16 protein-coding genes are annotated in these 17,925 nt (G+C 61.2%); 14 read left to right on the plus strand and 2 right to left on the minus strand.

Annotation, left to right across the window (positions count from 1 at the left end):
• Positions 1–56: 56 nt before the first annotated feature.
• The 3 genes from BMZ35_RS05500 (at position 57) to BMZ35_RS05510 (ending at position 4,385) form a co-directional block, all read left to right on the plus strand.
• Complete coding sequence (locus BMZ35_RS05500; protein ID WP_093091628.1) at positions 57–1,700, plus strand: glucosamine inositolphosphorylceramide transferase family protein; 1,644 nt, start codon at positions 57–59, stop codon at positions 1,698–1,700.
• A gap of 100 nt (positions 1,701–1,800) precedes the next feature.
• On the plus strand, positions 1,801–3,348 hold the full coding sequence (locus BMZ35_RS05505) for a trimethylamine methyltransferase family protein (RefSeq protein WP_093091630.1): 1,548 nt from the start codon (positions 1,801–1,803) through the stop codon (positions 3,346–3,348).
• A gap of 86 nt (positions 3,349–3,434) precedes the next feature.
• Entirely contained in the window at positions 3,435–4,385 is a 951-nt protein-coding gene (locus BMZ35_RS05510; RefSeq protein ID WP_093091632.1) for a GlxA family transcriptional regulator, read from the plus strand.
• A gap of 3 nt (positions 4,386–4,388) precedes the next feature.
• Here BMZ35_RS05510 and BMZ35_RS05515 read toward each other — a convergent pair whose 3' ends face one another.
• A complete protein-coding gene (locus BMZ35_RS05515) occupies positions 4,389–5,765 on the minus strand; it encodes a multicopper oxidase family protein (protein WP_093091634.1) in 1,377 nt (458 codons plus the stop codon).
• A 522-nt stretch (positions 5,766–6,287) separates the two neighbouring features.
• Between BMZ35_RS05515 and BMZ35_RS20875 the strand changes: the two genes are divergently transcribed.
• From BMZ35_RS20875 to BMZ35_RS05565, 11 genes are all read left to right on the plus strand, one after another.
• Entirely contained in the window at positions 6,288–6,530 is a 243-nt protein-coding gene (locus tag BMZ35_RS20875) for a hypothetical protein (protein WP_093091636.1), read from the plus strand.
• Between the two features lie 39 nt (positions 6,531–6,569).
• Positions 6,570–7,613 (plus strand): TRAP transporter substrate-binding protein, encoded by a 1,044-nt coding sequence (locus BMZ35_RS05525; RefSeq protein WP_093091638.1) that lies wholly within the window; start codon positions 6,570–6,572, stop codon positions 7,611–7,613.
• A 295-nt stretch (positions 7,614–7,908) separates the two neighbouring features.
• A complete protein-coding gene (locus tag BMZ35_RS05530; RefSeq protein ID WP_093091640.1) occupies positions 7,909–9,447 on the plus strand; it encodes a benzoate-CoA ligase family protein in 1,539 nt (512 codons plus the stop codon).
• Positions 9,444–10,268: an alpha/beta fold hydrolase gene (locus BMZ35_RS05535; RefSeq protein ID WP_093091642.1), complete on the plus strand. Its 825-nt coding sequence runs from the start codon at positions 9,444–9,446 to the stop codon at positions 10,266–10,268. Before BMZ35_RS05530 ends, BMZ35_RS05535 begins: the two co-directional genes overlap by 4 nt.
• Positions 10,265–10,699, plus strand: coding sequence for a DUF309 domain-containing protein (locus BMZ35_RS05540; RefSeq protein WP_093091644.1), 435 nt, complete (start codon positions 10,265–10,267; stop codon positions 10,697–10,699). The genes BMZ35_RS05535 and BMZ35_RS05540 overlap by 4 nt, the downstream gene beginning before the upstream one ends.
• A gap of 157 nt (positions 10,700–10,856) precedes the next feature.
• Positions 10,857–12,518 carry a 2,3-epoxybenzoyl-CoA dihydrolase gene (gene boxC / locus BMZ35_RS05545; protein ID WP_093091646.1) on the plus strand — a complete coding sequence of 554 codons (1,662 nt, stop codon included), beginning with the start codon at positions 10,857–10,859 and terminating at the stop codon, positions 12,516–12,518.
• A gap of 106 nt (positions 12,519–12,624) precedes the next feature.
• Complete coding sequence (gene boxB / locus BMZ35_RS05550) at positions 12,625–14,076, plus strand: benzoyl-CoA 2,3-epoxidase subunit BoxB (protein ID WP_093091648.1); 1,452 nt, start codon at positions 12,625–12,627, stop codon at positions 14,074–14,076.
• 54 nt (positions 14,077–14,130) lie between these two features.
• A complete protein-coding gene (locus BMZ35_RS20880; protein WP_165610007.1) occupies positions 14,131–14,301 on the plus strand; it encodes a hypothetical protein in 171 nt (56 codons plus the stop codon).
• A 67-nt stretch (positions 14,302–14,368) separates the two neighbouring features.
• On the plus strand, positions 14,369–15,556 hold the full coding sequence (boxA, locus tag BMZ35_RS05555; RefSeq protein WP_093091650.1) for a benzoyl-CoA 2,3-epoxidase subunit BoxA: 1,188 nt from the start codon (positions 14,369–14,371) through the stop codon (positions 15,554–15,556).
• A 2-nt stretch (positions 15,557–15,558) separates the two neighbouring features.
• The gene (locus BMZ35_RS05560) at positions 15,559–16,005 is read left to right on the plus strand and encodes an acyl-CoA thioesterase (protein ID WP_093091652.1); all 447 of its coding nucleotides are present in this window, start codon (positions 15,559–15,561) and stop codon (positions 16,003–16,005) included.
• Positions 16,006–16,101: 96 nt separating this feature from the next.
• A complete protein-coding gene (locus BMZ35_RS05565) occupies positions 16,102–17,019 on the plus strand; it encodes a helix-turn-helix transcriptional regulator (RefSeq protein WP_093091654.1) in 918 nt (305 codons plus the stop codon).
• A gap of 89 nt (positions 17,020–17,108) precedes the next feature.
• On the opposite strand, the gene BMZ35_RS05570 is transcribed toward BMZ35_RS05565, so the two are convergent.
• On the minus strand, positions 17,109–17,894 hold the full coding sequence (locus BMZ35_RS05570) for an enoyl-CoA hydratase-related protein (protein WP_093091656.1): 786 nt from the start codon (positions 17,892–17,894) through the stop codon (positions 17,109–17,111).
• Positions 17,895–17,925: the final 31 nt, after the last annotated feature.

Genomic DNA, 17,925 nt, shown 5'->3' on the forward strand with positions numbered 1-17,925 from the left:
TCCCGGTCCGGCCCGGTTAAATGCTTGTACGTGCAAATAACCCCGGGTGCGCCGTGATGCAAAGGTCGAATGATGCAATTTTTGTGACGGGCGCGGATGCAACCTATGCCCGGACCTTGTATCAGCTTTTGCGAGCGGTGGCGCGCAAGGGCTGGAACCGCGGCATGACGTGGATCGCCTACGACCTTGGTATGCGCGCCGAGCAGCGCGAAATGCTTGAAACGCAGTTTGACTGGGTCACGTTCCGCACGCTCGATCTTGCCGCCCTGCCCGGCCATTACGTGCCAGCCGAGGGCAGCTATGCGTGGAAACCGCAGATCATGTGGGAGGTGGTCGAGGCCGCAGACGGCCCGGTGATCTGGATGGACAGCGCCAACCTGCCCCATCGGGCGCCCGACGGGATGCTGGCCCATATCCGCGCGCATGGGCTTTATCTTTTGCGCGGACAGGCCCCGTTGCAGGAACGGTGCGATCCCAAGGTTCTTGAGGCTCTGAATGTGCCGCGCTGGACATGGGGGACGCGGGAATGCGTTTCGGGGCTGGTTGGCGTGGATGCAGGCAATCCCGAGATGCGCGAGATCATGCAACGCTGGTGCGCGCTGGCCGAGCAGCCCGAGATCATGCGCCCGAAAGAGTCCATCGAGCGGCACATGCACGATCAGGCGGTGCTGAACGCGCTGGTTGCTGATCGGGTTTGCAAGGGCGAGATCGTGCTCCCAGAGGAGGACGTCGATATCTCCTCTGGCCGCCCGGTGCGGTTCCTGTCAACGCGCAACAAGGTCAAACCGGATGCACCGCTTTGGCAGGACCCGTGGATCAGGGCGCGTTATCGTATTTCCAAGATCGTGGACCAGTTCCTGCACCGGCTGGATGCGTTCCATCTTGATCACGATCCCTTCTGGCGCATGTGGGGGGAGAAATTCGTGGTCATGACGCGGGATGGTGCGGGCGCGCCAGAGGAACTCCCCTGCCCGTTTGGCCACTATTATGCCGACCCGTTTCCGATCGAAGACAACGGCGAGACGTGGGTGTTTGTCGAAGACCTGAACTATTGGAAGGATCGCGCCACGCTGGCCGCGATCCCGCTACACGGTAATCGCAAGGCGGTCCCGATCCTTGATCCGGGGGTGCATGCATCCTTTCCCTTCCTGTTCCGCTATGACGGGCGGCTATGGATGCTGCCCGAGACCTGCAAGAATGGGCGGCTGGACCTTTATGAATGCACCTCCTTCCCGGATGGTTGGCGATTGCACCGCTCGATCCTGACCGGCGTGAACGCTGCGGACAGCGTGATTTTCGAACATGGTGGGCGCTGGTGGTTGATCACGTCGATGGAATCGCCGTTTTCGGGCGGGGCTTACCGCGCGCTGGCGATTTTCCACACGGATGACCCGATTGACGGCGATTGGAAGGCGCATCCTGTCAACGCAAAGGGGCGCGAAATCACGGCGCGCCATGGTACTGGGCGCAATGCCGGGGCCGTGTTCGAATGGCAAGGCAAGTTGATAAGACCCGTGCAATCGAGCCGCGAGTATTATGGTCAGGGCATGGAACTGCGCGCGATGACGCTGACGCCCGAGCATTTCGAAGAAGAGGTGATCGAGACCCCGCCCCACCTTGAGATGACGCGTGGCGAAGGCGTGCATCACATGGCACAGCTCGGCACGCGGATCGTCTGGGACCGGCGCACACGCCACTGACAGCGGCGTCGTTTCCTGCAAACCCAGTTCGGTTTCCGGTCAGTAAAGCGGCGAAACACCGATCTAAGCTGAAGGCGTTCCATTCAACGGGAGATGCCTCATGGCTCTTGATTCCCGCCGCCGTTCCGGCGGCCGCTCCGCCCGTCGTGCTGCGCGTTCGGCCTATGATTTTACGATGCTGCCTGGTCTGACCAATACCCTGCCGCTCTGCGAAATCATGGACGGTGCGCAGGTCGAATGGATCGACGCGGCCTCGATGGATATTCTGGAAAATGTCGGCGTGGTGTTTCGCGATGACATCGCGCTGGCCGATTGGCGCAAGGCCGGGGCACGGGTCGAGGGTGAGACCGTTTTCCTTGATCGTGGACTGGTGCGCGAGCTGATCGCGACGATCCCGTCGGATTTCACCTATCAAGCGCGCAACCCGGCCAACAATGTGCGGCTTGGCGGGCGGCATGCGATGTTCGTGCCGATGACCGGCGCGCCGTTCCTGCGCGATCTGGACGATGTGCGCCGCAACCCGACGCTGGACGATCTGGCGATGTTCCACAAGCTGAGCCACATGATGCCCGCCCTGCATTCCAGCGCCCATCACATTGTCGAGCCATATGATCACCCGATCAGCCAGCGACACCTGCGCATTACCTATTCTTCGATGAAGTATTCGGACAAGACCTTCATGGGCATGACCACCAGCCCGAAGAACGCCGAAGATGTTCTGGACATGTGCGCTATCCTGTTCGGCGAAGAGTTTATGGAAGAGCACCCCGTCACCACCGGAAACTGCAACGGCAACAGTCCCCTTGTCTGGGATGAGACCATGCTCGGGGCGATGCGTGCCTTTTGCCGCCGCAACCAGCCGGTGCTGTGCTCGCCTTTCGTGCTTGGCGGCGCCAATACGCCTGCCTCTGTCGCCGCCTCGGTGGCACAGCTCAATGCCGAAGCGCTGAGCGCGCTGGCCTATACACAGGTGATCCGCAGGGGCGCGCCTGCGATTTACGGGCATTACCTGTCGACCGTTAGCATGAAGTCGGGTGCGCCGATGGCCGGGACGCCCGAGATCTCCCTCATGAATTTCATGATCGGCCAGATGGCGCGGCATTACGGCGTGCCGTGGCGCACGTCGAACACGCTGGGCGGGGCCAAGACCTTTGACGCGCAGGCCGGATACGAAAGCGCCACCACGCTTTCGGCGGTGATGCATGCAGGCGCCAATTACATCTGGCATTCCGCCGGGTGGAACGAAGCGGGCATGCATTGCTCGGTCGCCAAGTTCATCGTCGATGCCGAGCAATGCGCGATGGCCTATCGCATGGCCGAGGGCGTGAACTGGGCCGATTTTGAAGAAGCGCTTGCCGCGGTGCCGGATGTCGGGCCGGGCGGGCATTACCTTGGCCATCCGCACACACAAGAGAATTTCCAAACCGCGTTCTTCATGCCCGAGATGTTCGACAACAATTCGATCGAGCAATGGATCGCGGAAGGGTCGGTCGAAATCACCGAACGGGCGCTGACCCATGCGCGCAATCTGCTCAACGCCTACGAAGAGCCTCTGCTGGATCCTGCCAGGGACGAGGCGCTCCGGGACTACATTGCGCGGCGCGAACGGGAAATCCCGGCGGCAGACGCCCTGAACCAGGACTTTTGAAGCGGACGCAAGCAGCGATTGCCAAATCAGATTCGGGCGCGCAAAGTCGCCAGACACGCTGCGCCTGATCACGAGACCCGCCGCCCATGGACCGTCCCGAACGCTTTGCCTTTCTCCTGGTGCCCGAATTCACGCACATCGCGTTTTCCTGCGCGATCGAACCGTTGCGCATTGCCAACCTCATCGCCGGAAAGACGCTTTATGAATGGGTTCTGGCAAGCAAGGAAGGCGGAAGCGCCACGGCATCGAACGGGATCGTGACGCTGGTGGATTGCACCTTTCGCGACCTGCCGGCCTGTGACCGGGTGTTCGCCCTGTCCGGCATCCATGTGCACAAACACGTGGACGCGGAACTCCTTAACACGATGCGCCGCGAACGGGCGCGCGGGGCCAAACTGGGCGCCTTGTGTTCCGCCGCCTATCTTCTGGCCAAGGCCGGGATGCTGGAGGGCATGCGCGCAGCGATCCACTGGGATTTCCATGACGGGTTCATGGAAGACTTTCCGGGGGTGAACCTTGTCAGCAGCGTGTTTGTCGCCGATGAAGCGATCACAACCGCGTCGGGAGGAACGGCGACAGCGGATCTGATGCTTCACCTGATCGAGGAAACCCATGGCGCGGACCTTGCCATCGCCGTGGCGGACCAGATGGTCTACAACGCCGTGCGCGAGGGATCAGCTGAACAGCGTGTTTCCCTGCAATCACGCCACGGGATGCGCAACCCACATCTCGTGAAGGCGATCCAGATCATGACTGACTGTATCGAACGTCCGAAATCTCCATCGTTCATCGCCGAAGAGATCGGCATCTCCGCACGTCAACTGGAACGCCTGTTCGGGCGACATCTGAACTGCTCGCCCAAGAAATACCTGATGGACCTGCGCCTGCAACGGGCCCGCAACCTGCTGGTGCAAACGGATCAAAGCGTGACCGAAGTAGCGCTGGCCTGCGGCTTTGAAAGCCCCGGACATTTCGCGCGTGTCTATCGAACGAAGTTCGGCATCACGCCCACCGCGCAGCAGGCCAAGCTGAGCTGACTTTCAGGTCACGCGGAACCATGTTTTCATGCCCGCCGTCTGATGCGACAGCATGTGACAATGGATCAGCCATTTGCCAGGATTGTCCGCGACAAAGGCAAAATCCCGCGCCTCGCCGGGATTGACGAGCACCGTATCCTTGTGCGGCCCGAACGTGCCATCCTCCAGAACTTCCTGAAAATGGGTGCCATGCATATGCATCGCGTGGGGAAAAGCCGTATCGTTGCCCATCGACAACACAACGGTTTCGCCGCGTGAAACCTCGATCAACGGTGTTTCGGGCAACCCGGCCTCACCGTTCAGGGTCCAGAGCTGCCCCTCGGCCACAAGCTCGCGCATCGAGAGGGTCTTGCCCTTGTAGCGCCCCTCTTGAAGCCCCCCCATGGCCCCGCCCTGCATCAAGAGCGGCACTTTGCGTGCATCATCTGTGGAGGTCAGGTTGGCAATCGGGTTGGGTGGCAATGGCTGGAGCATGGGGCGGCGCGACTCTGTCCCCGGGCCCGTGACCGGGTATTCGTTGAGAACGTAACCCGTGTCGCGTTGATGAAACACGACCAATACCTCGCCGCCGGTTTCGGCCGTCACATCAACGATGAGGTCCACCCGCTCCGCCGGACCGAGCACCACCATCTCGAGCGGCTCAGGCGTGCGCAGCGGCATCCCGTCACGCGCAACAATCCAGCCTTCGACGCCGCGCAATGAAACGGGCATGATCCGGTCCGTCGCCACGTTGATCAGCCGCAGCCGCAGCCTTTCGTTGGGGGCAAATTCGGTTGGAGCGGGATCAATCACGGCCTGGATAAAGTTGCCCATGCGCCCGGCATGGCTCAGATCATGCATGTTGTCGAAATCATCCGACACCTGCGCCTCGGATGTGAGCCGCCAGTCCTCCAGAACCACCGTCAGATCGCGGTCCACCTCGGGCGCTTCGGGTTCGTCTACCACCATGACGCCATACAACCCGCGCGCCACCTGCTCCATGGAGCGGTTGTGGGAATGATACCAATACGTGCCCGCATCGCGCAGGGTCAGATCATAAAGGAATTCTCCGCCCCTTGGCACCGCGTCCTGCGTCATGCCCGGCACCCCGTCCATGGCATTGTCGATCCGCAGCCCGTGCCAGTGCACCGCCGTCGCCTGGTCGAGATCGTTGCGCAAACGCAGGAGGGTCTGCGCACCTTGCGGGGCGCGGATCGTCGGTCCGGGCACCGAGTCGTTGAACCCCCAGACCTGCGTTGCGGGGTATTCTGCCTCGACAAGCTGCACATTGGCGGCTCCCGCCCGAAGCAGGGTTTCCCCGGGATTGGCCCGCAGCATGGCGGGGAGGAGTGCCGTTGCGGCAGCGCCCTTGAGAATGGTCCGGCGAGTGAGTGTAGTCATTGGCATCCCTCGAGAAATCAACACATCCAAGCGCGAAGGTAGCCGCACATGGACCGGGGAACCATACAACAATCCGTGTCAGGAGCCGTGGCGGGGTCGTTTCGGAACAAAATCGACAGGGCGGCCTTTGATTCGATTCTTTTGACAACAGTGTCAGAGACCAAAGCGGTGATTCTGCCTCGGGATCCTTGCCCGACCACAGGCGGTTTGTCGCACCGAAGAGGCCGTGCACCCGCCGGATCCCGCCGATGCCAACCGCATGCTGGCACCGCTGGCTCGAGCCGATGGCCCACCGGCGGCACAGTCCCGACGACCGTGCACGATAATGCGCAGGCTCAAGCCGGAACATGGTTTGGACGATGTGTTGCAATGCAGCGCAATGCACCGGAGAGCACGCCGGAAAACGGGGGGCGGCAGGCAATGTGGCCGCCCCAAAATTGGCAATGGTGCAAAATGTTACTGATTCCTGCACATTTAGCCCTTGATGGTTACATTTTGCTGGTTTGAAAAAGTCTGGCAACAATGATGCGCGAACATCTAATACGGAGCACGAATACTACCGATTTCCACGGAAAAGTTTCCACTTGGAAGCCCCCCTGTTCATTGAATTTGCGTTCAGGGGATTGGAATGCTGCACAACCCGTTTGCAGAATTCAGAAAAAGGCTAAGGTGGACATCCTTGAAATGGGGATCGGCACGGTGTCGCTCGGTAAAATAGTTCTTGGCATTGTGACGCTAGGCATTATTATGCACACCATGCAATAATTTGGCATTATAGTGCCAAAGGTCATTTGGGAGGTAGACATGACCACTCGCAGAACAATTCTCAATCTCATCGGCGGCGTGGCTGCCGCGGCGCTGACCGCTGGCGCGGCCATGGCACAGGACGTGACCCTGCGCATGCACCAGTTCCTGCCGCCGCAGGCAAACGTACCGAAGCTGGTGCTGGACGTCTGGGCTGACGCTGTCGAAAAGGACTCGGGTGGCAAGATCAAGATCGAACGCTACCCCTCGATGCAGCTTGGCGGCAAACCGCCAGAGCTGATGGATCAGGCGATTGACGGCGTGGCTGACATCGTTTGGACGGTTGTGGGCTACACCCCCGGTCGTTACCCGTCGACCGAAGTTTTCGAACTGCCCTTCATGGTGGAAGATGCGCGCGCCGCGTCCTATGCCTATTGGAAGATGTTCGATGCGAACATGAAGGACACCGAGTTCAAGAACGTGCACATCCTGGGAACCTGGGTACACGGTCCGGGCATGTTCCACACCAACAAGCCGGTTGCCAAACCGTCTGATCTGGAAGGCATGAAAATCCGTGGCGGTTCGCGCCTCGTGAACGAACTGCTGACTCTGACCGGGGCAACCCCGGTGGGCATGCCGGTTCCGGCCGTGCCGGAAGGTCTCTCCAAGGGCGTGATCGACGGCACCACCATTCCGTGGGAAGTGACCGCCGCTCTGAAAGTGCCGGAACTGGTGGACAACCACACCGAGTTTGAAGGCCCAGCGCTCTACAACCTGACCTTCGTTCTGGCGATGAACAAGCCCCGCTACGATTCGCTGCCTGACGATCTGAAAGCAGCAATCGACAAGAACTCGGGTCTGGACTTCTCGGTCTTCGCCGGTGGCACCCAGGCCGACTCGGACGGCCCGGCGCGTGAAGCGGCTGTTGCCCGCGGCAACAACATCATCACCGTCTCCGAAGCCGATGCGCAGGAGTGGAAAACCGTTGTTCAGCCGATCTATGACACCTGGATCGCCGACATGGCGAAGCGCGGTCTTGACGGTCAGGCCATGATCGACGAAGCGCGCGCGCTGATGGAAGAGTACAAGAAGAACAACATGTAATCCGAATACGGATCACCTGTTGAAGGGGCCGCAGCATCTGCTGCGGCCCTTTTTCGTGTTCGCTCAAGACACCTGAAAACACCCGGCCCCGCGAATTCCAATTCGCGGGGCAAGCCCACTCGCACAGGCCTTTTCCCGGCCTCAATCGACCACTCAACGCCATTTGATGCATTATTTTGCCTATCTTGGCAAAATTTTGCTACAAATCCGCGATCATTTGTGCACTATTAAGCATAGGCGAGTCGGCGCACCGAGGAGGACGGTGCGCCGACCCAAGCGCGAGGGAGGACAGGACATGTCAGGAAACGAGAACGCGGCGGTCTATTTCGTCGACCGCCATATCAGCGAGGGACGCGCGGACAAGGTTGCCTTTCGCGAAGCGGACGGGGCACGGCGCAGCCTGACCTATGGACAATTGGCAGAAGAAACCGCGCGGTTTGGCGGGGCGCTGCTCCGTCATGGCGTACGGCGCGAAGAGCGTATCGCGATGATCGTGCGCGACCAGATCGAATTCCCGGTAGTCTTCTGGGGCGCGATGAAAGCCGGGGCTATTCCGGTGCCGCTCAATACCCTGTTGTCGGCCCCGGTCTACGAAGCCATCCTGAGCGACAGCCGTGCCTCGATCCTCGTGGTGTCGGAACAACTCTGGGAAACCGTGAAGCCGGCCATCGCCGACAACACCGCGTTGCGCGCGGTTCTGGTGATCGGCGACGCCCCCGAAGGGACTGAAAGCTACACCACCTTCACCAAGGGCGCGGAACCCATCGAAACGGTCGACGCACATGGCGATGAGTTGGCGTTCTGGCTGTACTCCTCCGGCTCCACCGGCACGCCCAAGGGGGTGCGCCACGTGCATTCCAGCCTCAAGGCCACCGCCGATACATTTGGCGCGCAGGTGCTTGGCATCCGCGAAGACGACACCGTGTTTTCGGTCGCCAAGATGTTTTTTGCCTACGGGCTGGGCAACGCCATGTCCTTTCCGATGTCCGTCGGCGCCACCACGGTCATCTTTGGGGGCCGCCCTACGCCGGACGGGGTGTTCGAGATCATGGCCCGTGAAAAACCCTCGGTTTTCTGTGGCGTTCCGACGCTATTCGCGGCGGTGGTCGCCGAACAGGAGGCCAAGGGTGATGCACCGGATCACGCCATCCGCATCAGCACCAGCGCGGGCGAAGCCCTGCCCCGCGAGATCGGCGAGCGCTGGGAAAAACTCTGGGGTTGCGAGATCATCGACGGCGTCGGTTCGACCGAAATGCTGCATATCTTCCTCTCCAACCGTCCCGGCGACATTGCCTATGGCACTTCGGGGCGCGCTGTGCCGGGCTATGAGGTCCGCCTTGTGGACGAGCATGACGAAGACGTGCCCGAGGGCGAAGTTGGCGAACTTCTCGTGCGCGGCCCGTCCAGCGCCGAGGGTTACTGGAACCGCCGCCACAAAAGCCAGTCGACCTTCGAAGGCCACTGGACCCGCACCGGGGACAAGTACGAACGCGACGCCGAGGGGCGGTATATTTATTGCGGGCGAACGGATGACATGTTCAAGGTCTCGGGCATCTGGGTCAGCCCGTTCGAAGTGGAACAGGCGCTGATCGAGTTTCCGGGTGTACTGGAAGCCGCGGTGGTGGCACGCCGGGACGATGAGGACCTTGTCAAACCCGCAGCTTTCATCGTGATGAAGGAAGGCGCCACCGCCCCGGATGGGCAGGCGCTCAAGGATTTCGTCAAGGACAAGATCGGCATGTGGAAATACCCGCGCTGGGTCTCCTTTGTCGAAGAGCTTCCCAAGACAGCCACGGGCAAGATCCAGCGTTTCAAACTGCGGGACAGCGCATGACCGCGCTGGACTGGAAGACCGGCTCGGGGCGCTTGACGGCGGGCGGCAAAACGCTGGAGTGGGCGGCATGGGGACCAGAGCCCAAGGACGGCCCGGTGATCGTGATGCTGCATGAAGGGCTGGGCTGCGTCGCACTTTGGCGCAACTTTCCCGAAGCGCTAAGCAAGGCAACCGGCCTGCCGGTCTTTGCCTTTTCGCGCGCGGGTTATGGCCAGTCGGACCCCGCAGACCTCCCCCGGCCGGTCGATTACATGAGCCGCGAAGCAACCGGGGTTCTGCCAGAAGTATTGAACGCAATCGGTGCAGGGCAGTTCATCCTGCTGGGCCACTCGGACGGGGCGACTATTGCCGCCGAATACGCCGGGCGGGTCGAGGATTTCCGCGTGCGCGGCCTGATTTTGATGGCCCCGCATTTCTTTACCGAACCCATGGGGCTGGCCGAAATTGCCGATGCCAAGGTCGCCTATGAAAGCACCGACTTGCGCACCAAGATGGGCAAGTATCACGCCAACCCGGACAACGCGTTTCGCGGGTGGAATGATGCGTGGCTGAACCCCGCGTTTCAGGATTGGGACGTGAGCGAGGTAATCGACTACCTGCGCATTCCGACACTCGTCATTCAGGGTGAGATGGATCAATACGGAACGCTAGCGCAGGTGGAAGAGGTCGAGACCCGCTCCTATGCGCCGGTGGACACGCTGGTTCTCGCGGAGTGTCGCCACGCCCCCCACCAAGATCAGCCGGAACAGGTGATGGCCGCGGTCGCCGAGTTCGTGGCACGGTTGGTGCGGATCGAAGCGGCAGAGGTGGAAACCGCATGACGCCCCCGCCGGCCTGGCGCCCGCCCCATGCCTATGTGCCGGGGCAAACACCGCGCCACGCGGACGGGCTTTTTGACAGGTTCGGCTTCGATATCGACGACATAAAAGGGTCAGACCGGTGGGGTCTGGCCCTTGCCTTCATCAGAGACGGGTATTTTTGGGAAGCCCATGAACTGCTTGAACCGATCTGGATCGCCTTGCCTGAGGAAAGCGCGGAACGGCGGATTGTGCAGGGTCTGATCCAAATGGCCAATGCCGGTTTGAAGCGGCGGATGAAGCGCGACAAGGCCGTGGCGCGGCTCGAAGCCATTGCACAGGATTTGCTGGCCGGGGCGCGCGGCCACCCGGGCAAAGCGATTCTCGGATTGAACGACTCGGAGATCGAAGCACTGTGGCGTTCGGCACTGCACAGGCTCCCCCAAGCAATATGATGCACTATAGTGCATATTATTCGCTGATTTTGACCAATACTCACGAAAATGTAGGTTGAAATCCGCCAAATTGGCGCACTATTGTGCACTAACGGGGTTTACCAACAGCAAAATAGGCATTATCGTGCATACATCAAAAGGCACGAGGAAACGCGACATGACCAAGCTGATCGACTTTCAGACGGACCCCTCCAAGTATCGCCACTGGCGGGTTGAATATGACGGCCCCGTGGCCAACCTGATCATGGATGTGGATGAAAACGCCGGTCTGTTCGACGGGTACCAGCTCAAGCTCAACTCCTACGATCTGGGCGTGGATATTGAACTTGCCGATGTCGTGCAGCGGATGCGGTTCGAACACCCCGAGGTCAAGGTCGTGGTGATGAAGTCCGGCAAGGAAAAGGTGTTCTGTGCTGGCGCGAACATCCGTATGCTGGGCGGCGCGGCACACAGCCACAAGGTCAACTTCTGCAAGTTCACCAACGAAACCCGCAATACCTTTGAGGCCGCCGAAGCGGACTCGGGCCAGAAATACGTGGCCGCCGTCAAGGGCGCCTGCGCCGGGGGCGGGTACGAGCTGGCGCTGGCCTGCAACCACATCATGCTGACCGATGACAGCGCGTCCTCGGTGGCGCTGCCAGAGGTGCCGCTCCTGGCGGTGCTGCCGGGCACCGGCGGGCTGACCCGTGTGACCGACAAGCGCAAGGTGCGCCGGGACCGCGCGGATATCTTCTGCACCATCGAAGAAGGAGTGCGCGGCAAGCGCGCCCAGGACTGGCGCCTTGTGGACGAGGTAATCTCGAACGCCAAGTTCGACGCCGCCGTCGAAGAGCGCGCCAAGGAATTTGCCGCGGCATCGACCAAGGCCGACGTTGAAAAAGGTATCGAGCTGACCCCCCTGCAGCGCGAGATTGGCGCAGACGGAAGCGTCACCTATTCGCTGGTAGAGGTGGCCGTCGACCGCGACGCGCGCACGGCAACGATCACCCTGCATGGCCCCGAAGAGGATGCCCCGGCGGACATGGCCGCCTTCACCGAGCAAGGCGCACAGGCCTACATGCTGCGTCTGGCGCGCGAGCTGGATGATGCCTTCCTGCACCTGCGGCTCAATGAAATGGAACTCGGCCTGCTGGTGCTGCGCACGCAGGGCGATCCCGAGAAATTCCTCGCACACGAAGCCCTGCTGCTGAACAATGCCGATCACTGGCTGGCCAACGAAGTCCTACATTACTGGAAGCGCATACTGAAGCGGGTCGATGTGACCTCACGCTCGATGGTGGCGCTGGTCGAGCACGGGTCGTGCTTTGCCGGTATCCTCGCGGAACTGCTGTTCTCGGTGGACCGCTCCTACATGATGGAAGACGAGTTCGAGGGTGATAATCGCCCGCTGGCGACCGTCACGCTGAGCGAGGCCAACTTTGGCCGCATGCCGATGGGCAATGACCTGACCCGGCTGGAAACCCGCTTCCTTGGCGAACCCGAAAGTGTGGAAAAGGCAAAAGCAGCGATCGGCGAGGCTTTGGAAGCCGAAGACGCCGACGAACTGGGGCTGGTGACCGAAATCCTCGACGATATCGACTGGGAAGACGAGATCCGCATCTTCATGGAAGAACGCGCCAGCTTCAGCCCGGACGCGATGACCGGCATGGAGGCCAACCTGCGCTTTGCCGGGCCGGAAACCATGGAAACCCGTATCTTTGGCCGCCTGACCGCTTGGCAGAACTGGATCTTCAACCGTCCGAACGCCGTCGGGGCTGAAGGCGCGCTGCAGCGCTATGGCACGGGGGTGCGCGGCAAATACAACATGGAACGTGTATAACGTGACGCAGATGCCGGGCTAAGGCCCGGCCTACGGACCCCGGCGAATGTCGGTACCGATGACAAGACGCAGGCCGCGCGGATGCCGGCACAACGGAGGAAACCCAATGCTTGATTTGATCAACGTAAGCTACGACACGCAGATCCCGAACAATGTCGGCCTGTCGTCGGACAAGAAAGTGCTGAAGGCGCTTGAGAAATGGCACCCCGGTTACATCAACTGGTGGAATGACCTGATCCCGCAGAAATTCCAGGAATCCATGGTCTACCTGCGCACCGCCGTGAGCGTGGACCCTAAAGGCTGGGCCAAGTTCGACTATGTGAAGATGCCCGAATACCGCTGGGGCGTCCTTCTGGCGCCGCAAGTCGACGGGCGCACCATTCCCTGTGGCGAACACAAGGGTCAGCCCGCGTGGCAGGAAGTGCCGGGTGAATACCGCAACCTGATGAAACGCCTGATCGTCATTCAGGGCGACACCGAGCCGGGTTCGGTCGAACAGCAGCGTTTCCTGGGCCTGACCGCCCCGTCGCTTTATGACATGCGCAACCTCTTCCAGGTGAACGTGGAAGAGGGCCGTCACCTCTGGGCGATGGTTTACCTGCTGCAGAAGTACTTTGGCCGCGATGGCCGTGAAGAAGCCGACGACATGCTGCGCCGCTCATCGGGTTCCGAAGAAGCCCCGCGCATGCTGGGTGCCTTCAACGAAGAGACCCCCGATTGGCTGTCGTTCTTCATGTTCACCTATTTCACCGACCGCGACGGCAAAATGCAGCTGGAATCGCTGGCACAGTCGGGCTTTGACCCGCTCAGCCGCACCTGCCGCTTCATGCTGACCGAGGAAGCGCACCACATGTTCGTGGGCGAAACCGGCGTGGGCCGCACCATCGAGCGCACCTGTCAGGTGATGAACGAAAACGGCATCACCGACCCCTACGACACCAACAAGATCCGCGATCTGGGTGTCATCGACCTGCCGACCATCCAGAAGAAGCTCAACCTGCACTACACGCTGAGCCTCGACCTGTTTGGTCAGGAAGTTTCGACCAACGCTGCCAACGCGTTCAACGCCGGGATCAAGGGCCGTTATCAGGAAAACCGCATCGACGACGACCACATGCTGACCAACGACACCTATGTCGTCTGGGACATGGTCGATGGCCAGGCGGTACAGCGCGAAGTGCCTGCCCTGACCGCGATCAACATGCGTCTGCGCGACGATTATACCCGTGACGCGGCGGGTGGCGTGGGCCGTTGGAACAAGATCATCGCCAAGGCGGGGATCGAGTTCGAACTCAAGCTTCCGCACGAAAGCTTCAACCGCAAGATCGGCGTCTTCGCCGGGCACAATTTCGACCCGGATGGCAAGGTTGTCAGCGGCGCGGAATATGATGCGGGCCTGCCCAAGTGGCTGCCCACCCACGCGGATGGCGATTTCATCCAGTCGCTGATGAAACCCGTGACCGAGCCGGGCAAATATGCCGGCTGGATCAACCCGCCCAAAGTCGGCATCGACAACAAGCCGGGTGATTTCGAATACGTCAAACTGCACATGGCGTAATGTCCCGACCGGGCGGGGCTATCCCCGCCCGCCTTTCCGATGTAGGGTGACAACATGAGAATCGATCGCAATATCGGACACGCCCCGCGCGTCGAAGCCATCGGACAAAAGCTGATGGAAAGCCCGATGCGCTGCGTGGACTGCACGGAATGCAAGGGGCTTTGCCAGGAACTGATCGAAGTTCTGGTCTTGCCCGACATGGTGCTCAAAGGCAGGGATGGCTGATCGCTTCGGCGCCCCTTTCCCGCCTTTCACCTCAAATGACACTTTCCTTTGAACTGGAGCGCCTCTCGTGAACCAGCCTCTCAAACAACATCTGATCGACCCGGAAATCTGCATCCGCTGTTACACCTGCGAGATGACATGCCCCGTCGGCGCCATCCAGCATGACGACAACAATGTCGTGGTGGATCCGGACAGCTGCGAATTCTGCCTGGATTGCATCCCCGTCTGCCCGACCGGCTCGATCGACGAATGGCGCGTCGTGGAGACGCCCTATTCCCTTGAGGACCAGTATGGCTGGGACGAACTGCCCGAACAGGCCGAGATCGGCGAAGGCGCCGATGGCGGTGCCGAGGCGCTGGACCCGGCGATTGCCGCTTTGCTCGACGACGCGCACAAGGGCGCAGGCGGCAAGGCGCGCGCACCCGAAAGCGCCGCCAAACCGACCATCAACATGTACACGATCGGCAAGCCCGCCACCGCGACCGTTCAGGGCAATTTCCGCCTGACCGCATCCGGGGCCGAAACCGATATCCGGCTGGTGATCCTGAATGTCGATGGCCAAACCTTTCCGGTACTTGAGGGTCAGACCATCGGCGTCATCCCCCCCGGCACGGACGAGAACGGCAACCCACACCTGCCCCGCCTCTATTCCGTGTCGAGCCCGCGTGATGGCGAACGCCCAAACTACGGCAACGTTTCCCTGACCGTGAAACGCGAAGAACATGGGGTCGCGTCGAATTTCATCTGCGACCTCAAACCGGGCGACGAAGTGCAAGTCACGGGTCCCTTCGGCTCGACCTTCCTGATGCCGGACGATCCCGAGGCACGCCTGCTCATGGTGTGCACCGGCACCGGCTCGGCCCCGATGCGCGCCTTTACCCAACGGCGCGCGCGCACCGTGGGCAACAAATCGGGCGGCATGACCATGTTCTTTGGTGCCCGCTCGCCCGAGGAACTGCCCTATTTCGGCCCGCTCAAGAAGCTGCCCGAGTCGCTGCTGAAAACGCACATGGTATTTTCCCGCCTGCCCGACCAGCCCAAGGAATACGTGCAGGACCGGATGATGGCCGAGGAGGAATCCGTGGCCGAGCTTCTGGCCGACCCCAAGACACACATCTACATCTGCGGCTTGCGCGGCATGGAGGAAGGGGTCGAGAAGGCGCTGACCAACATCGCCGAGAGCATCGGCACGCCATGGGCGGCCTTGCGCGACGTGATGCGCAACGAAGGCCGCTATCACGTGGAGACTTACTGAGCATGGACGGAACGACGGGCGGGCATCCGCATTTCGAACACGAAATCCGGGTGACATGGGGCGATTGCGATCCCGCAAAGATCGCCTATACAGCGCGCATCCCCTGGTTTGCGCTGGATGCGATCAACGCCTGGTGGGAGACCCACCTTGGCGGCGATGGCTGGTTCCAGATGGAGCTGGACCGCAATGTCGGCACCCCCTTCGTTCACATGTCGCTGGATTTCAGCGCCCCGATCACCCCGCGCCATCGGCTGATATGCCAGGTCGATCCGATCGATCTCGGCAACAGCTCCATCCGCTTTCGCGTGTTGGGGCGGCAGGATGGCGTCTTGTGTTTCTCCGGAGAGTTTGTATGTGTGTTCATCGTGGCGGACAGCTTCTCCAAGCAACCCGTCCCAAGCGATATTCGCACAATTGTCGAACCGCTCCTGCGTCCGGTCGGAGCATGATATTGCAGCTTTTGCAGCTGGTTCACGCTTAAACAATTGATCACTCGTCCAATCCGCGCTAATTTTTGCATTAAAATACACAACAGGCGTGGTCCGATGGCGGAAATCACGAATTTCAGGGGCGATACGCAACCCGTCGAGCAATTGTCCTCGATTGACCGGGCCGTGCAGCAGCTGATTGTCCGTGTCGGCGACCGTGTACGCAAGGCGCGGGAACGCAAGGGCATTCCGCGCCGCGTGCTCTCGGAACGCTCAGGCGTCAGCCCGCGCTACCTTGCACAGCTCGAGGCCGGGGCCGGGAATATCTCGATTGGCCTTCTGGAACGCGTTGCGATTGCGCTCGACCACCGGATCGAATGGTTTGTCGGAGAGGAAGATCCCTGGACTTCGGATTCGGTAAAGGTTGCCACCCTGTTTCAATCCGCCGACCGGGCGACGCAGCAGGCGGTGCTGGGCATGCTTGGCCCCTCGGAACCGGGATTGCAAAAGGCGCATCGCATCTGCCTGCTGGGATTGCGCGGGGCGGGCAAATCTACGCTTGGTCGGGCGGCGGGTGAAAAGCTGGACCTGCCGTTCCTCGAACTCAACCGCGAGATCGAGGATCACAGCGGCATGCCCGTGTCCGAGGTGATGGCGCTTTATGGTCAGGAAGGCTATCGCAAGCTCGAAAGCCAAGCGTTGCAGCGGGTGATCGCCACACATGACTCGGTCATCCTTGCCGTGGCGGGCGGCATCGTGGCCGAGCCGATGACCTACAACACGCTCCTGAGCAATTTCCACACTGTCTGGGTCAAGGCGAGCCCCGAAGAACATATGAACCGGGTGCAGGCGCAGGGCGATGATCGGCCCATGGCCGGGAATCCCGAAGCCATGGAGCAATTGCGGTCCCTGCTTGTCAGCCGCGAGGCGCTGTATGACCGGGCCGAAGCGCGGCTGGATACCACGGGGCGCAATTTCGAACAGTCGCTGGGCGACCTCTTGGCCCTGATCGAGAGCGAAGGGTTCCTGGGATAGGATGCAAGGGGGCGTTGCCCCCTCTTGGTCCTGCGGCCCAATTCACCCCCAGGGTATTTCCGGAAAAAGAAAGAGGGGGCCGGAGCGCCTTATTCGAAGTTCGGTTTGCGCTTTTCGAGGAAGGACAGAACGCCTTCGCCGTAGTCGGGATGTGACCCGGCGATCCCCTGCAGGGCGGCTTCCTGTTTGAGATAATCCCCGAGACCGGGCGCCGTGGCGGCGGCGGCCATCGCCTGTTTGATGCAGGCCAGCGCCGTGCGGGGGGTGGAAGCGAGTTTTCTCACGACAACTTCGGTTTCGGCCTGAAGCGCCTCATCCGGCACCGATTTCCAGATCATGCCCAGATCGGCGGCATCGTCTGCCGGGATCGCTTCGGCCAGCATCAGCGCCGCCTTGGCGCGGGGCATTCCGAGACTGCGCAGCAGCGCGAGGCCACCTCCGGCATCTACCGACAGGCCGACCTTGGAAAAAGACTGGATGAACTTGGCCGATTGCCCTGCGATCACGATATCACAGGCCAGCGCCAGCCCCGACCCGGCCCCCGCCGCGACCCCGTTCACGCTGGCCACCACGGGCTTGGGCATATTGGCAATCGCCCGCACGATGGGGTGATAAAGTTCGGCCTGAATGGCTTCGAGGTCGAAAGGTTCGCTGCGTCCGCGCGGGTCGCGTTCCGAGAGATCCTGCCCCGCGCAAAAGCCCCGCCCCGCCCCGGTCAGGCAGACCACCCGCACCGAATCATCCGCCGCTGCCGTGTCGATCTTGTCCCGCAGCATCAGGATCAGGTCGCGCGTGATCGCGTTCAGGCGCTCCGGGCGGTTCAGGGTGATGGTTGCGATTCCGTCACTTAAGGACATCAGCACGGGGTCAGTCATGGGCGTCTCCTTTTGGTGATTGCGATATAGC

Origin of the sequence: Shimia aestuarii, assembly GCF_900114635.1 — a bacterium.
GTDB classification, from domain to species: domain Bacteria; phylum Pseudomonadota; class Alphaproteobacteria; order Rhodobacterales; family Rhodobacteraceae; genus Shimia; species Shimia aestuarii.

Bases quoted from the DNA above. Each gene is read 5' to 3' on its own strand.
- BMZ35_RS05530 (WP_093091640.1), top strand. From the start codon at position 7,909: ATGTCAGGAAACGAGAACGCGGCGGTCTATTTCGTCGACCGCCATATC.
- BMZ35_RS20875 (WP_093091636.1), top strand. From the start codon at position 6,288: ATGATGCGCGAACATCTAATACGGAGCACGAATACTACCGATTTCCAC.
- BMZ35_RS05570 (WP_093091656.1), bottom strand. From the start codon at position 17,894: ATGACTGACCCCGTGCTGATGTCCTTAAGTGACGGAATCGCAACCATC.
- BMZ35_RS20880 (WP_165610007.1), top strand. From the start codon at position 14,131: ATGAGAATCGATCGCAATATCGGACACGCCCCGCGCGTCGAAGCCATC.
- BMZ35_RS05510 (WP_093091632.1), top strand. From the start codon at position 3,435: ATGGACCGTCCCGAACGCTTTGCCTTTCTCCTGGTGCCCGAATTCACG.
- boxB (WP_093091648.1), top strand. From the start codon at position 12,625: ATGCTTGATTTGATCAACGTAAGCTACGACACGCAGATCCCGAACAAT.
- BMZ35_RS05525 (WP_093091638.1), top strand. From the start codon at position 6,570: ATGACCACTCGCAGAACAATTCTCAATCTCATCGGCGGCGTGGCTGCC.
- BMZ35_RS05535 (WP_093091642.1), top strand. From the start codon at position 9,444: ATGACCGCGCTGGACTGGAAGACCGGCTCGGGGCGCTTGACGGCGGGC.
- BMZ35_RS05540 (WP_093091644.1), top strand. From the start codon at position 10,265: ATGACGCCCCCGCCGGCCTGGCGCCCGCCCCATGCCTATGTGCCGGGG.
- BMZ35_RS05500 (WP_093091628.1), top strand. From the start codon at position 57: ATGCAAAGGTCGAATGATGCAATTTTTGTGACGGGCGCGGATGCAACC.
- BMZ35_RS05565 (WP_093091654.1), top strand. From the start codon at position 16,102: ATGGCGGAAATCACGAATTTCAGGGGCGATACGCAACCCGTCGAGCAA.
- BMZ35_RS05560 (WP_093091652.1), top strand. From the start codon at position 15,559: ATGGACGGAACGACGGGCGGGCATCCGCATTTCGAACACGAAATCCGG.
- boxC (WP_093091646.1), top strand. From the start codon at position 10,857: ATGACCAAGCTGATCGACTTTCAGACGGACCCCTCCAAGTATCGCCAC.
- BMZ35_RS05505 (WP_093091630.1), top strand. From the start codon at position 1,801: ATGGCTCTTGATTCCCGCCGCCGTTCCGGCGGCCGCTCCGCCCGTCGT.
- BMZ35_RS05515 (WP_093091634.1), bottom strand. From the start codon at position 5,765: ATGACTACACTCACTCGCCGGACCATTCTCAAGGGCGCTGCCGCAACG.